This window comes from Sulfurospirillum arsenophilum NBRC 109478, from assembly GCF_000813345.1.
Lineage (GTDB): Bacteria > Campylobacterota > Campylobacteria > Campylobacterales > Sulfurospirillaceae > Sulfurospirillum > Sulfurospirillum arsenophilum.
Window position 1 is genome coordinate 336,047 of the sequence record NZ_BBQF01000003.1, and the last position, 14,183, is coordinate 350,229.

The 14,183-nt window shown below is 39.9% G+C and carries 15 protein-coding genes; 8 read left to right on the forward strand and 7 right to left on the reverse strand.

Translation table 11 applies throughout. The features are described 5' to 3' along the window. Positions 1-10: 10 nt before the first annotated feature. Positions 11-859: an FAD:protein FMN transferase gene (locus tag SAR02S_RS09250; protein WP_041959044.1), complete on the forward strand. Its 849-nt coding sequence runs from the start codon at positions 11-13 to the stop codon at positions 857-859. On the opposite strand, the gene SAR02S_RS09255 is transcribed toward SAR02S_RS09250, so the two are convergent. The 6 genes from SAR02S_RS09255 to rarD form a co-directional block, all read right to left on the reverse strand. Continuing rightward, a complete protein-coding gene (locus SAR02S_RS09255) occupies positions 856-2,043 on the reverse strand; it encodes an EAL domain-containing protein (RefSeq protein ID WP_041959046.1) in 1,188 nt (395 codons plus the stop codon). The genes SAR02S_RS09250 and SAR02S_RS09255 overlap by 4 nt on opposite strands. A 108-nt stretch (positions 2,044-2,151) precedes the next feature. Next, complete coding sequence (locus SAR02S_RS09260) at positions 2,152-2,625, reverse strand: DNA-deoxyinosine glycosylase (protein WP_041959047.1); 474 nt, start codon at positions 2,623-2,625, stop codon at positions 2,152-2,154. Positions 2,626-2,669: 44 nt separating this feature from the next. Further along, positions 2,670-4,232 carry a phosphoethanolamine transferase gene (locus SAR02S_RS09265; protein ID WP_041959048.1) on the reverse strand — a complete coding sequence of 521 codons (1,563 nt, stop codon included), beginning with the start codon at positions 4,230-4,232 and terminating at the stop codon, positions 2,670-2,672. Between the two features lie 68 nt (positions 4,233-4,300). Beyond that, positions 4,301-5,698 (reverse strand): sensor histidine kinase, encoded by a 1,398-nt coding sequence (locus SAR02S_RS09270; protein WP_041959050.1) that lies wholly within the window; start codon positions 5,696-5,698, stop codon positions 4,301-4,303. After that, a complete protein-coding gene (locus tag SAR02S_RS09275; protein ID WP_041959053.1) occupies positions 5,682-6,356 on the reverse strand; it encodes a response regulator transcription factor in 675 nt (224 codons plus the stop codon). Before SAR02S_RS09275 ends, SAR02S_RS09270 begins: the two co-directional genes overlap by 17 nt. Beyond that, positions 6,357-7,253, reverse strand: a complete 897-nt coding sequence (gene rarD / locus SAR02S_RS09280; RefSeq protein WP_041959054.1) for an EamA family transporter RarD — start codon at positions 7,251-7,253, stop codon at positions 6,357-6,359. 130 nt (positions 7,254-7,383) lie between these two features. On the opposite strand from rarD, the gene SAR02S_RS13255 reads away from it, so the two are divergent. Together SAR02S_RS13255 and SAR02S_RS09290 are read left to right on the forward strand one after the other, a co-directional pair. Next, the gene (locus tag SAR02S_RS13255) at positions 7,384-9,486 is read left to right on the forward strand and encodes a diguanylate cyclase domain-containing protein (RefSeq protein ID WP_052433590.1); all 2,103 of its coding nucleotides are present in this window, start codon (positions 7,384-7,386) and stop codon (positions 9,484-9,486) included. A 2-nt stretch (positions 9,487-9,488) separates the two neighbouring features. Further along, positions 9,489-9,830 carry an arsenate reductase family protein gene (locus SAR02S_RS09290; protein WP_041959055.1) on the forward strand — a complete coding sequence of 114 codons (342 nt, stop codon included), beginning with the start codon at positions 9,489-9,491 and terminating at the stop codon, positions 9,828-9,830. On the opposite strand, the gene SAR02S_RS09295 is transcribed toward SAR02S_RS09290, so the two are convergent. Beyond that, a complete protein-coding gene (locus tag SAR02S_RS09295; protein WP_041959057.1) occupies positions 9,827-10,450 on the reverse strand; it encodes a LysE family transporter in 624 nt (207 codons plus the stop codon). The two genes, SAR02S_RS09290 and SAR02S_RS09295, sit on opposite strands and share 4 nt — an antisense overlap. 117 nt (positions 10,451-10,567) lie before the next feature. On the opposite strand from SAR02S_RS09295, the gene SAR02S_RS09300 reads away from it, so the two are divergent. The 5 genes from SAR02S_RS09300 to SAR02S_RS09320 are packed head-to-tail and all read left to right on the forward strand — an operon-like array spanning position 10,568 to position 14,183. After that, on the forward strand, positions 10,568-10,879 hold the full coding sequence (locus tag SAR02S_RS09300) for a hypothetical protein (RefSeq protein ID WP_041959059.1): 312 nt from the start codon (positions 10,568-10,570) through the stop codon (positions 10,877-10,879). Further along, positions 10,869-12,056, forward strand: a complete 1,188-nt coding sequence (locus SAR02S_RS09305; protein WP_156961458.1) for an ABC transporter permease — start codon at positions 10,869-10,871, stop codon at positions 12,054-12,056. The genes SAR02S_RS09300 and SAR02S_RS09305 overlap by 11 nt, the downstream gene beginning before the upstream one ends. Further along, complete coding sequence (locus tag SAR02S_RS09310) at positions 12,053-12,721, forward strand: ABC transporter ATP-binding protein (protein ID WP_041959061.1); 669 nt, start codon at positions 12,053-12,055, stop codon at positions 12,719-12,721. Before SAR02S_RS09305 ends, SAR02S_RS09310 begins: the two co-directional genes overlap by 4 nt. Next, the gene (locus SAR02S_RS09315) at positions 12,718-13,680 is read left to right on the forward strand and encodes a hypothetical protein (RefSeq protein WP_041959063.1); all 963 of its coding nucleotides are present in this window, start codon (positions 12,718-12,720) and stop codon (positions 13,678-13,680) included. The genes SAR02S_RS09310 and SAR02S_RS09315 overlap by 4 nt, the downstream gene beginning before the upstream one ends. Then, entirely contained in the window at positions 13,677-14,183 is a 507-nt protein-coding gene (locus tag SAR02S_RS09320; RefSeq protein WP_232294030.1) for a nitrous oxide reductase accessory protein NosL, read from the forward strand. Before SAR02S_RS09315 ends, SAR02S_RS09320 begins: the two co-directional genes overlap by 4 nt.

The following is a 14,183-nucleotide window of genomic DNA, read 5'->3' on the forward strand; positions in this document are numbered from 1 at the left end:
ACGGGCACGGTTGTATCTCGCTCATTTTACAGCTTTTACAACACCGTGTGAAATTCAAATTGATGTTGAAACCAAGCAAGAAGGAGACAAGATTCTCTCTTCTTTGCTTACCGAAATTCGCCGCTTACAAACAGAGTATAGTTTTTTTGAAACAACTTCGCAGATTTATGCCATCAACCATCGCACATGCGATACACTCAGCCTTAGCAAAGAACTTTCCACAATTTTAAGCTTATCGCTTTTTTATACGCAAATGACGCAGGGTACATTTGATGTTGCAATGGCAGGAACACTGAAACAGGCTAACAGTGCAGACTCTTTGAATGCGTACAAAAAAATGCATGAAGCCTTGCAGCCTTTTGCTTCGTCTTCCTCTTTGACGCTAGAAGGTGAAACGCTTTACTTTTCTAACCCTTATACGCAGATTGATTTAGGGGGTATTGTTAAAGAGTATGCGGTTGATCAAACGATTTTAGTGCTTCAAAAAATGGGTATTACGTCTGCACTGGTCAACTTTGGCGGCGACATCTCTGCGTATGGAACATGCGATAATGAGCCTTGGCGCATTGGCATACAAGACCCTAATAATCCTGAAGCAAATGTCACCATACGAGAGCTTCATAACGCTTCACTGTGTACGTCAGGGCATTCAAAACGTTACACAACGATTGAAGAGCAACGTTTTTCGCATATTATTTCCCCTAGCATTGCATTGTCCACAAAGATGCCTTGTCAAATCAGCATCATGGCACCAACAACGGTTGATGCAGGCATTTGGAGTACGTCATTGTTGATTAACCCTTCGCTATGCCCACCTTCTCATATCTCAACACTCAGTGTATGGTCTCCAAACGTTTAGAGTGGTTGTACTTTAAGATCCAGACACAAAATCTTCTCTTTGCCACTCAAGACGAACTTTTGAGCAAAGGTTCGGCACATACGCCCCGAGGCGCGTGAGATGTACTTTTGGCTTAGGTAGTTACCTCGTTTAGACTCTTTGGTAATGTAAAAATACTCTTTGAGCGCATGGTTGTCGCCATCACGTGCGGGTTGAAAGAAGTCATTGGTATCAGCACTAATAAACGTGTCACCCTCTTGGATACCCGTATGGGCATCAATACAGTAGATGGCTTCGATGATCTCAAACTCTTTCAAAAAGCCAAATAAATTGATGTTGTTTGTTGTTTTAATCGTTTCAATAATCGTATGGGTGTAGGTCTTAGCACTCTCTATCAAAAACTCTTTGAGTTGCATGGAGGCTTTGACATTTTGGGTGTGTTTGGCTCCAATATAAGTGATTTTTTCATCCAAAAGTGCTTTATCGTAATGCGAACCACTGGGTCTGGCAAACCAAAATCCTTGAAAAAGATCAATGTCGAGTTTGAGCGAACGTAGTATCTCCTCTTCTTCTTCCACCCCTTCTGCGAGAACGAGTGCTCCGATGTTAAAGCACATATTTGCGATGGATTTGAGTATCTCTTTGTGAATGAAATTTTGATGGACATTAAAGACAATGGATCGATCCACTTTGACGACGTGCGGACGCACGGTCGAGATGCGATCAAAGTTGGCATTGCCTGCACCAAAGTCATCCAAAGCAATTAAAAAGCCTCTCTCTTTGTAAAAGTCGCAGAATTGTTTCAACCGCTCGCTGTCTTCTATTTGATACTCTTTAATCTCAATGACAATGCGCGAAGGAGGAATGCCCATCTCATTGGCAAGTGAACTAAAGGCAAAGTCGTGAAAGCTAATTTTACTATCGAGCAGATGTGATTCAAAGTTGAGAAACAAAAGAAGTTCTTTATTGGCTTCAAGAAGGGGTTTGAATGTTTCAAGTGCTTTGATGCGCACAAATTTGTCGAGTTCAAACGAGAGGTTCTCTTTCTTGGCTTGGTCAAAAACAAAGATAGGGGAGAGCGATTCATTATTTTCATCATGGGCGCGCATTAAGGCTTCAACTCCAATGACTTTTGCACTGCGAATAGAGATAATCGGTTGAAAATAGATACAGATACTGTTATCTTGGATGAGTTTTGAAACCACAGTTATTCCCTTGATTGGTGTGAAACATATTATAACACGCACACATTTTCACAGTTGATTAAAAAAAAGGCAGATAACTGCTCTTTGAAAAAGAGAAAAGATTGTTTTTTAGACTTTGAGAATGCTCCACTCTTGGATGAGTTTGTCCAACGAAAAAGCCGCATTGGCAGGGCTTGTGGAGGGCAACTTGGTAATAGGTAAACCCGTCTTTGCTTCGCAATAGGTTTGGTACAGCTTATGAGCCGTTGCACCATTGGCAAAGATGCGTTGAATACTGCTCTGCTCCAAGATGCATGAAAAATCCATCGGCACGACATTTTTGATACTGCTATCGCTTGAACCTGTGATTTCACAACTCTCAATAACATCCCAAATGGCGATACCATGCGCTAAAAGCATTGCTTTTTTAGCTTCGATGGTGATGGGCAAAGAAGTGTTCATTAAGGAAGCAATAACCTTCCAAAAACGGTTTTGAGGGTGAGCATAATAAAAGCTCTGCTCGCGTGATTTAACAGAAGGGAAAGTGCCTAAAATAAGCACTTTCGAGTTTGCATTATAAATAGGCTCAAAAGGGTGTTGCATACATTTTCCTCTTTACATGTAAAGAAAAAAAGTATAGCACAAACCTAACGCAAGATATCTAGGTTTGGCTTGTACTCACTTGTTTTAACGGCAAAAAGACCTAAGAGCGTATGGAAAAGATTGTCTTGTGAAAAGCGATCATTGGCTTTTACATGTAAACGTTCGCGCTGTGCTTTTAGTTTATCACCAAAGTAGAAAATGGCAGGTACATGTTTTTGATCTTCGGGTGCTATCATATAAGGAAGCCCATGCAGGTAAACGCCATTTTCACCGAGTGACTCGCCATGATCGGAAAAATAGATAAGGGTGGTTTCGTACTTATCTTCATTGGCTTTAAGTAGATTGATTGTCTCATTAATGATGTAGTCGGTATAGAGAATCGTGTTGTTATAGGTGTTGACGATTTGTTCTTGGGAACATTTATCGAGCTCTTGCGTGTCACACGTTGGGGTAAACTTTTTAAAAGACTCTGGATAGCGTTTAAAGTAAGTTGGTCCGTGGCTTCCTTCTTGATGAAGAACAATGAAAGTGTCTTCATACTTTTTATCGATGTTGGCTTGAAAATCTTGAAGCAGTACGCTGTCAAAATCACGACCTCCGTATTGTATGACATCGCTCATGCGTTTGGCGATCTCTTTGTCGCCTCCTGAATTGTTATCTCTCCAGATAACACGCACACCTGTACGAGAGAGCACATCGACAACATTTTCATTGTAAGCTTTGTTATCACTCCACTCAGCTCTACCAAATTTGGAAAACATACATGGAACGGAGATAGCCGTTGCTGTACCGCACGATGCAAAGTTAGGTAAATTGACAATATCGTCTCGTTTGCCAAGAAGAGGGTTTGTTGGAACGTCATAACCGTTGAGTGAGAAATTTCGCGCACGTGCGGTTTCCCCTAAGATAAAAACAACCAATTTTTTCTTCTCACTGTTTTGTCTGGTAGCATCCGTTGCAATAGCCATAAAAGTAGGTTTAGGTTGAATTTTTGCATAGACAAATTTAGCAAAAGAAGCAATCGGATAAGCAGGATTTAGGTACATTTTTAGTTCATGGTGATTTCTAAAAAAGGCACTGTATGATTTGCTAAGGCTCATGTAAAGCCCTGTAATCATAAGAAGGGATAGAATCGCTACGACCGCTTTTTGTCCAACTTCTTTCGTATAAAATGAAAATGAAATATGGGCTTTAAAAAGTACCCAAAATGAGAGTAAACCAGCACATCCTAAATAGATAAAAAGCTTGGTTGTAAAAAGATCAAAAATCTCAGCACTATCCGTTTGCATCATGTTGGTATACATGTTCGCATCAATAATAGTACCAAATGTATCGATAAAATAGCTACCAAGTGCTCCTGCAAAAATAAGCGTTACGATGAGCACTTTAAAGAGCATTTTATGCGTTAAAAGTAGCAAAAAATTAAGGAGACAAACGAGCATAAGCATTAAGATAAAAGGCGCACTCAGTGCTATGAGATAATTATGTTCGCTCACTGCAAAATGAAAAAGTTTTGAGAAGAATGTTATATTGTAAAGAGCCATGATTCCAAAAGCGAGCAGTAAAATGGCTCTTTGGCTGTGTGACGCCCATAGGTTTAAAGGCATGGCATATCATCCTTATTTTAAAGTATAAGGAGATTGTAGGATGCTAAGATGAATAGAGGATGAATTGATTAAAATGAAACAAGAACGCTTGTGCCTTTACCGACGTGGCTTTGAACGACAATTGTACAATCGTGTAAATCAAAAATATTTTTGACAATAGCAAGTCCTAGTCCACTTCCTTCTGTTGTCGTTTGATTTGCATCTCCTCTGTAAAACTGCTCAAAAATATGCTCAAGATCCTCTTTTTTGATACCCATTCCTTCATCATGAATGAGCAGTTCGTGTGGCTTAAGCGCAATGTGAATGGTTGTGTTTTTGGGTGAGTATTTGATAGCGTTGTCGATCAGATTGCTCAGGGCGATTTTTAAAAGTGTCGCATTCCCTTGAATGTTCTGAGGCTCCAACGTCTCGATGCGCAGTGCAATGTTTTTTTGTTCTGCTAAAGCATTTTTCTCTTGGATGGCATCCAGAAGTACTTCATCGAGATAGACTTCACTAAAATGCTTTTTAAGATCGGCTTTTGTGCTGCTCGATAAAAAAAGGATTTTCTCAATCACGTTGTGAAGCGTATTGACCTCTTTTCCAACGTTATTTAAAATATGTTGATACTCTTCTGCCGTGCGCTCTTTTCGAAGTCCTACTTCGACCTCTCCTTTGATGATGGTGAGTGGGGTTTTGAGCTCATGCGAGGCATTTTGCCCAAACTGTTTGACTTGTGCATACGCATGTTGAAGCTCATTTAGGAGTGTATTAAAGGTATCAATCAGATCATCAATCTCATACGCAATGTGCGTTTGAGGAATGGTCGAATGTAAATCTTGCGTACTGATTGCTTTAGCGGTATTGGTAACCCTTTGAACATTAAAGAGCGATTTTGAGATCAAAATATAGGCAATGACTAAAATAATGCACAGCACTAAAGAGAGTCCGATCCACAGGGTAGAAATCATCTCCTTGATTTGAGGGGTATGTTTGTCATACGGCATAGCGCATTGTAAAAAGAGCATTTGGTACTCTTTTTGGGCTAAGAACATGGTTCCTATATAGATTTTCTTTTGCGTTAGTTTTGTATTGGACATGGTTGAAAAGACTATTTCATCAGGATGCTCAAATATTTGTTGAATGATGGAAGGTTCTATGTTGAGGGTTTCTTCTTCGCTATCGTCTGATCTTTGAATGATCGTAGGAATATTAGACATACTATCATACGCAACAATTTGTGCGTATAAAAGCGGTACATCAAACTCTTTTTTGGTCTCTTCAAACGCTATTTCTTTATCAGGATCTTCATGAAAGTCATGTTTTATGTCTTTTAAAACTGTAAAAAGTGAAGCTTCCAGTGCTTGTTGATAAGAGTTTTCCAGTGTTTTAATCACAATATGTCCAAAGCCATAAAAGAGGATAAACAAGACAACCCCAAGTGTTGCAATAAGCCTAAATTTAAGATTTTTAAAGAGTCGTATCACTGAGTGAGTATCCTTGATTGCGATGTGTTTTAATGAGTTTGAGTTCAAAATTTTTATCAATTTTGGTTCGTAAACGGTACATGTAAACATTGAGAATATTGCTTTGAAGACTCTGTTCCATACTAAAAAGCTGCTCTTCTAAAACACGATCTTCCACAATGGCATTTTTATGACGCATCAAATACTCCAAAAGAACATACTCTTTGGCTGTTAGGGTGATGGATTCGTGTGAACGTGTCACTGTTTTTGTAAGAGGATTTAGCTCAAGATCGCCTACCCGAAGAAGGGGCTCTTTGTGGTCGTGCTTACGCAGTTGTACATGAATGCGGGCGAGAAGCTCGTCAAAACTAAAAGGTTTGGTCAGATAATCATCTGCCCCTAAATTGAGAAGGCTAACTTTATCGCTGATGGTACTTTTCGCGCTGAGCATGATGATGGGGATGGTAATCTTTTGCTCTCGTATCTTTTGACAGACTTGGTCGCCTTGTAGCCCTCGGATCATAATGTCTAAAATAATGACATCATAAGAGCCAAGACCTGCTAGGTAGATGGCATCTTCTCCATTGTCACAAAGATCAACACAAAAGTACTCTTCTTCTAGCCCTTTTTTTAAAAAAGCAGAAATTTTGACATCGTCTTCTACAATCAAAACCTTCATTTAGGCCTCTTTGTTACGTCTTTTTTTCAGGTATCCATCAATGCTAAAAATAGCGAGTGCAATCCAAATAAGCACGAAACTGGTTAGTTTTTCAGGAACCAAAACCTCATCATAAACAAAAATAGCTAACAAAAAGGAAACGGTTGGTCCAATGTATTGGAAAAATCCTAGATGGATGAGTGAAATCCGTGTGGCTGCAGCATTAAACCACAGCAGCGGGACAACGGTAATGATACCTGAAAGCATCAAAAGCCATGAAATGCCATTGGGCGGAAACACAAACGCATTTTGCTCTATAAATACTAAATAGCCAAAGTAGATAAGTGCTAAAGGAAACAAAATGAGCGTTTCGATGTAAAGACCTGTTAGGGCAGGGAGATTGACCTGTTTGCGAATGAGTCCGTAAAAAGCAAAACTAAATGCCAACATCAGTGAAATAATGGGGATCGTTCCCAGTGTTATCACTTGATACACAATAGCGATAAACGCTAAAGCAATGGCGATTTTTTGCCAAAAAGAGGGACGGTCTTTAAAGATGAGTATGCCCAGCGCAAAATTGACTAAAGGGTTGATGTAATAGCCTAAACTGGATTCTGCGATCATATCGTGTCCAACAGCCCAGATAAACACAAGCCAATTTGTTGAAACTAAGAGCGCTGAGAGGACGAGGTATTTGATCTTGGAAAGGTCTTTAACCAGCAGTTTAAACGCACCGAATTGACGGCTAAAGAGAATCATCCCACACAATAAGACAACCGACCAAATGATGCGGTGTGTTAAAACCTCGGTTGCAGAAACGGTTGAGACGAGTTTAAAATAGATCGGCACTAAACCCCAAAAAACAAACGCCAAAATAGCGTAAATGTAGCCTTGTGCCTCTTGTGAGAGATTGTTCATATGTTCCAGCTTATGTAATTGTGGTGCTATTATAAGCTAAAGATACTTACATGTCTAAATTAAAACCAATTATTCATTTTTATTCGTTGCTAAAAATTGTTATAATGATGAAGATTAGGAAGGTTAGGGAATGGCAATGAGTCTTAAGGGAAAACTTTTTATTTTTATGTCAGTTCTTTTTATCTTCTTCTCAAGCGTGGTATGGATTTATTCAGATTTTCTCTTTCAGAACATTAACAAAAAATGGGTGGAACGTTTTATTAAAAAACAGGTAATTTTTGATAAAAACAGAACCCTGTCACCTCTCTTACATGAACTCTCACGTGTGCAAAAACTGGCAAAAGAGCCTGATATTATAGCCATGGCATTGCATGAGGAAGACACCGCGATTCAAGAGAAGGGATTGGCTCTTTTGGAACGCTATCGTCTCACTTTTCAAGATCACAGTTATTTTGCAGCCTATGAGAAGACAAAGCGCAATTATACTAAAGGTGATATTGAAAAAGATACAGATAAAGCATTACGAAGTTATACGCTTTCAACAGAACAGCCCAATGACACATGGTTTTTTAAAATCTTAGCAGGGGGCGAGCCATGGTGGGTGAATATTCGTAAAAATCAAAATTTACCCACTGCTAAAGTATGGATCAGTGCTGTGGTTGAGAGCGAAGGTAAAAAGGTTGGAGTCGTTGGAACGGGATTTGATTTCGAGCACTTTTTGTATGAGTCTGTTGGCATTGAGCAAGAGGGTGTGCATAATTTTTTTATTAATAAGAATTATGCGGTTCAACTCGCACGAGATACGGGACTCATTGATTACAACAGTTTTTCGAATCCTAACGGGGAGCGAAAAACGATTGACTCACTTTTCAATGAAAAAGATACGCTTCGTATCAAAAAAGCTATGCAAACACAGATACATGAGCCAGAAAAAATCGGAACTTTATGGGTAAATTTTGAGGGTAAAAAATCCCTTTTAGGAATAGCCTATATTCAAGAAATCGGTTGGTTTAGTTTGACATTGATTGATGCTGGGGAGTTGACGTTTATTACCAATTTTACAGTACTGCCCATTTTGAGTTTGCTCTTTTTGGTATCACTGATATGTGTAGGGTTGGCACTCAATTTTTTAGTTTTAGGACCTCTTTCAAAACTGAAAGTGAAGATGCAACGAATACAACAGGGCGACTATAGCACGGATCTCTCTTCGGTGGGAACATCTGAAATTGCTGATCTTTCCGAACATTTTACGCAGATGATCAATTATGTACGTGCCAATAACTTAGCGCTTGAAGATAGAATTAAAGAGCGAACTTTAGGATTGATGCAAAGTGAGGCGAAGCTCAATACGATTTTAGAGAGTATTGAATCGGTCATTTACATTAAAGACACGCAGTATCGTTATATTTATGCTAACAAAAAGACGAGTGATGGGATTGAAATCGTAGGCAAAAGAGATGAAGACTTTTTTGATGAAAAAACCGTGAAAGATATGCGAAAAACAGATAGTGAAGTGATTGAGTATGGGCGTAAAGTCACGCGTGAAGAGATTCTTGTTAGTAAGCTAACAGGTATGACAACGACTTACCTTTCTACAAAAATGCCTCTTTTGAACGAAGATGGCAGTGTATATGCCTTGTGTGGTATCTCAACGGACATTACGGAGCGCAAAAAAACAGAAGAGCTGATTCGTGAGTTGGCGTATCACGACCCATTAACGCACCTGCCAAATCGAAGGATGTTTGATGAACGGTTTACCTTCTTATTAGCTCATGCCAAACGTCATCATAAATGGGGCGCACTTTTGGCAATTGATCTGGACAATTTTAAACCGCTAAATGATGCCTTTGGGCATAATGCAGGAGATCTTTTACTCATCGAAGTGGCAGGGCGGCTTAGGAGTTGCATGCGTGAAAGCGATGTTGTTGCTCGTTTTGGCGGCGATGAGTTCATTGTTGCCCTTGGAGATTTGCATGAAGATGAAGCGTATGCACATGAAGAGGCAATGAAAATAGCTTCTAAAATACTTTTACATGTAAGCGCTCCTTATGTCATTGTACTGGATGAAGAAGGGAATGAAAAAGTGATCACTCATCAGTGTACAGCAAGCATTGGCGTAGCACTTTTTGGGTATGATAAACAGGACAAACAGCGCATTTTTAGTGCGGCAGACAGCGCAATGTATCAAGCCAAGCAAAAAGGCCGAAATTGTATAGAGTTTAGTAAGGAGTAATCATGGTAAAAGTGTATGGTATCACGACGTGTGGTAGTGTGAAAAAAGCGATTGCATTTTTTAAAGCGAAGGTTGTTCCTTATAGCTTTATCGATCTTAAAAGTACACAGATCAGCGAATCAAAGCTCAGTGAGTGGTTGAGTAAACAGCCGATGTCGATTATGTTTAATACTAAAGGAACCAAGTTTAAAACCTTGGGATTAACCAAAGAGATCAGTGATGCGGAAAAAAGAGGTTGGCTTCTAAGGGAGCAACTGCTGTTTAAACGCCCCATCGTTGAGTGTGAAGATGGAGCGCTTTTGGTTGGTTTTGATGAAGAGGTTTATACTAAAAAATTTGCTTAAGCGCGTTTTGCCGTTGAGATAAAAAAAGCGGCAAGCAGTAAAAAAGCTCCCGTAAGGCGGTTTTGAATCTTGATAGCGCGAACAGACTTAATGACATTTTTAAGCCTCGAAGCTAAAGAACTATACCCTGTCATAACGATAATATCCACACAAATGAGCGTCGCACAAATGATGACAAACTGTCCTAAAAGAGGTTCGTTTGGATTTAGAAACTGCGGAATAAATGCCACCAAAAAGACGGTTGCTTTAATGTTCGTGAGGTTGATAAGCGTGGCTTGAATAAATGCTTTGGATGCAGAATATGCTTTGATGTTCGCGGTGTCATCGGGCAAATGTGGCTTTTCGATAAACTTCATAACGCCTAAAAAAACCAAGTAAACGACACCAATCCATTTAATGATGTTAAAAAGAAGCAGTGAACTCATAATCAGTGAACCTAGTCCGATGACCACGACAAAGGTTTGCACAAAAAGACCCATTTGCAGTCCCATAATGGCAGCGTAGGAACGTTTAAGTCCGTATTTGAGTCCATAGTTCATGGAAACAACGGCTCCAGCACCGGGAGAGACACTAATCAAAATGGATGCCACCAGCATCGTAAGCCAAATATCAAGTTGCATAAAAGAATCCTTCGTACACGCTTTTAAGATACACAATTGTAATCCAAAATGGCTTAGAGGGTATTGATAAAAGCATTTTGCTGTGGTACAATCTTCACTTAGGTTATAGGAGAAGCAATGCACGCTAGAATAACGTTTTTTGCACTATTTTTCACACTTTGTGTCACAATAATGGCACAAGTATTTTACTTCTCACAGACACATGCGCTAAGCCCTCAGAACATTACATGTAAAGAAGCATTGAGCGATTTCGTAGGCCTTCCCGATCTTGCGCTGGTGAATGAAGCACACTATGTGCGTCATCGCAGTCTTAGCAGTGTTTTCGCCTACTTTAACGAATCACCTGAACTTTTAGAGTATTTTCCTTCTACTTTTGTTTATCACTATACACCAAGTACTCAGCCTTCAAGGATTGAACGTGTTTTTTAAACCCAATTTTTCACTGCTCGATTACGCTATTCGCTCACTTATGCGCCGTTTTGGAAAGAGCTTTTTTATCTTTTTGATTTTAAGCCTGCTTATTTTTCTGCTCTCTTCGGTTTTGATGATTGCCGATGCGATTAAATTGGAGCTGAATACGACCTTGAAAACATTGCCACAGATTACGTTGCAGCGTTTTATCGCAGGGAAGCAGAGCGATATACCCGTCGAGCGAGTAGATTCACTTTTGGATATTGAGGGCATTAGTGCCGTAACGCCTCGTGTGTGGGGTTACTACTATTTTAAGCCTGCGGGCGTTAATTTTTCCATTGTGGGCATTGACGCCTACGAAGAGCAGTATTCGCCTACGCTGACACTAATTACGCAAAATTTTGATATGAAACTGCTCTCTACGCAAGAGAGTATGATCGTAGGAGAGGGTGTTCAAAAAATCTTGGCCGAGAACTACTACACCGATTTTTTTAACTTTGTGACAAGTGAAGGAAAATGGAAAAGGGTTCACATCGCAGGGGTGTTTCACTCAGACCTTGCCCTCGAATCGAACGATCTCATCATTCTTCCCAAAAAACTCGCTTATGCCATCTTTGGGATGGATGAGAGCAGGGCCACTGACATTGTGGTCAAGGTGGCTAATGCGAAAGAGATTCCCACCATTGTGCAAAAAATCACGACACGCTACCCAGATATTCGCGCCATCACCCAAGATGATATTCGAGTGAGTTACCAAAATATTTTTGACTATAAAAGCGGTTTTTTTCTCGCCCTCTTTAGTGTGTGCGCCTTTGCTTTTTTTATCATTATCTACGATAAAACGAGTGGTTTAAGCTCTGAAGAGAAGAAAGAAATCGGCATTTTAAAAGCAGTGGGTTGGAGCAGTGATGACATACTCAAAGAGAAGTTTTACGAGAGTTTTATTCTATCCTTAGGTGCTTTTTTGGTGGGTATTGCCTTTTCGCTCTTCTTTGTTTATGGCTTGCAAGCACCTCTTTTGCGCAATCTTTTTATGGGCTATTCAGCGTTAAAACCCTCTTTTATGCTTCCCTTTAGTTTAGACAGTTCGATGCTTGTGTTACTCTTTTTGCTGAGTGTGCCCATTTATATTGCAGCGACACTGATTCCTGCATGGAAAGCTTCTACGTTGGATGCGGATGAGGTGATGCGATGATACTGCTTAGAGATGTCAATAAACGTTTTATGTCAGGCGATGAGAGTGTTCATGCACTGAGTCATATCTCTTTACATGTAAAGCGTGGGGAGTGTGTGGTACTAAGAGGAATGAGTGGCAGTGGTAAGAGTACTTTGCTTTCTCTCATCGCAGGACTTGCGCAACCCAACAGTGGCGAAGTGTGCGTTGATGGCAAGGAAATTTCCAAATTGCCTGAGCATTTTAGCGCACACCTAAGGCGTGAAAAGATCGGATTTATTTTTCAGAAGTATCATTTGATTCCTCATCTATCCGTGCAGGAAAACATCATTGCTCCTTTAATGCCTGAGGATCTTCCACTGAGTGTCTTAGACGAAAAAGCCAAAGCGGTGATGGTACAGTGTGGTATTGCCCATAAAGCTGGGATGCGCGTGAATCGCCTCTCTGGAGGAGAACAGCAACGTGTGGCGATTGCAAGAGCCCTTGTGAATAATCCTGTCATCGTTTTAGCCGATGAACCAACGGCAAATCTTGATGAAAAACTTTCTCTAGCGTTGATTGAGGAGTTTCAAAAGCTTAAAGAGCGTGGCGTAACGCAACTCATCGCAACCCACGATCCGCTCTTTTTTGACCTTCCTTTTGTGGACCGCCTCGTTGAAATTAAAAATGGCGAGATTATTGTATGAGCTTAACGCCTGAGATTATTGCTCTTCTCACACTCGACGCAATTTTTCTCTTTTTAGGCTTGATTGCTCTGTTCGCCAGTGGGCGCATTGCCCTTTGGTGGGATAACCAAAAAAGTACCCCACTGCAATACACGCTTAGTAAACAAAGCTATCTGGTTTCCACCATCATCAAATACATTTTTATGCTCAAACTGCCTCTGTTTCTCTTTTTTATCTATACGTGCGACAAGCTCTCTTCTATCATTGCAGGAGCGATGTGTGCGAGTGGTGTGGTTAATTCCGTTGATTTTGGACTTTACCTTACACTGTTTAAACTGCTCAATCTCTATCTGTTTGGTTTTTGGTTGCTGCTTCATTATACTGATATAAATAATGAAAAATTGCCGTACACTAGGCTTAAATTTGCGCTTTTTGTGCTTTTTTCACTACCACTTTTTGCGGAAATTGGGCTTGAAATAGCTTTTTTTGTAGGGCTAAATATTAGCAAAATAGTCAGTTGTTGCGGTACACTCTTTTCAGCGACAAGTAGCTCCTATATTTCGCTCTTTTTTGTGGTGGATGAATTACTTTGGGTAGGAGGTTTTTATGGGTTTTTTGCACTATCTATCGTCGCTTTTAGGCTTAAAAATACTCCTGTTATGATCTTTGCCAATAGTATGTTTTTAATCTTTTCAATCATCTCGTTAATCGTCTTTTTTAGTCCTTACGTGTATGAGCTTCCAACACACCGTTGCCCATTTTGCCTTCTGCAAAAAGAGTATTATTATGTGGGGTATCTGCTCTATACACTGCTCTTTGCAGGAACGTTTTACGGTATTGGTGGTGGGGCATTGGCACTACTGAGCAAAAAAGCTCAACCCTCTTTTATGAAAGCTTCTATCTGTTTGAATATGCTTTATCTCGCGATAATTTCTTCCTATCCTTTAATCTATTATGTTAAAAATGGAGTCTGGTTGTGAAAAATAAAGTGATGATGTTGGTGCTTATTTTACTGCCTTTAGTGGCATTAGCAGCGCTCTTTTGGTTTTTACATGTAAAGAATCAACTCCCAACGGAAATCACCAATACACTCAAAGCTCCTTTGGAGTTTAAAGACAATACCGTTCAATGCCCCCAGTGTCATATGTTCATCGTGGGTAAAAAATACACTGCTCAGATCATCACGAATGATCTCATAACGCATATTTTTGATGATATTGGGTGTGCCATTTTATGGCTTAAAGAGCATAAAATTGAGCCATATAGCATCACCTTTTGGGTGTATAGCAATGATACAAACCGTTACATAGATGCCTTTACTGCTTTTTACAGGATTGATGATGCAACGCCGATGCAGTATGGTTTTGGAGCGTATGAGAAGCACAAAGAGAGTATGATTGAGTTTAGTGAAATGCGGCTTCGTATGCTTCGGGGCGAAAACATGAGTGATTCTAAAGTTAAACACCATTTACAAGGACACTAA

Excerpts from the sequence above, each read along its gene's own strand:
- SAR02S_RS09315 (WP_041959063.1), top strand. The coding sequence starts at position 12,718 with ATGAGCTTAACGCCTGAGATTATTGCTCTTCTCACACTCGACGCAATT.
- rarD (WP_041959054.1), bottom strand. The coding sequence starts at position 7,253 with ATGAACAATCTCTCACAAGAGGCACAAGGCTACATTTACGCTATTTTG.
- SAR02S_RS09310 (WP_041959061.1), top strand. The coding sequence starts at position 12,053 with ATGATACTGCTTAGAGATGTCAATAAACGTTTTATGTCAGGCGATGAG.
- SAR02S_RS09300 (WP_041959059.1), top strand. The coding sequence starts at position 10,568 with ATGCACGCTAGAATAACGTTTTTTGCACTATTTTTCACACTTTGTGTC.
- SAR02S_RS09260 (WP_041959047.1), bottom strand. The coding sequence starts at position 2,625 with ATGCAACACCCTTTTGAGCCTATTTATAATGCAAACTCGAAAGTGCTT.
- SAR02S_RS09265 (WP_041959048.1), bottom strand. The coding sequence starts at position 4,232 with ATGCCTTTAAACCTATGGGCGTCACACAGCCAAAGAGCCATTTTACTG.
- SAR02S_RS09295 (WP_041959057.1), bottom strand. The coding sequence starts at position 10,450 with ATGCAACTTGATATTTGGCTTACGATGCTGGTGGCATCCATTTTGATT.
- SAR02S_RS09275 (WP_041959053.1), bottom strand. The coding sequence starts at position 6,356 with ATGAAGGTTTTGATTGTAGAAGACGATGTCAAAATTTCTGCTTTTTTA.
- SAR02S_RS13255 (WP_052433590.1), top strand. The coding sequence starts at position 7,384 with ATGGCAATGAGTCTTAAGGGAAAACTTTTTATTTTTATGTCAGTTCTT.
- SAR02S_RS09290 (WP_041959055.1), top strand. The coding sequence starts at position 9,489 with ATGGTAAAAGTGTATGGTATCACGACGTGTGGTAGTGTGAAAAAAGCG.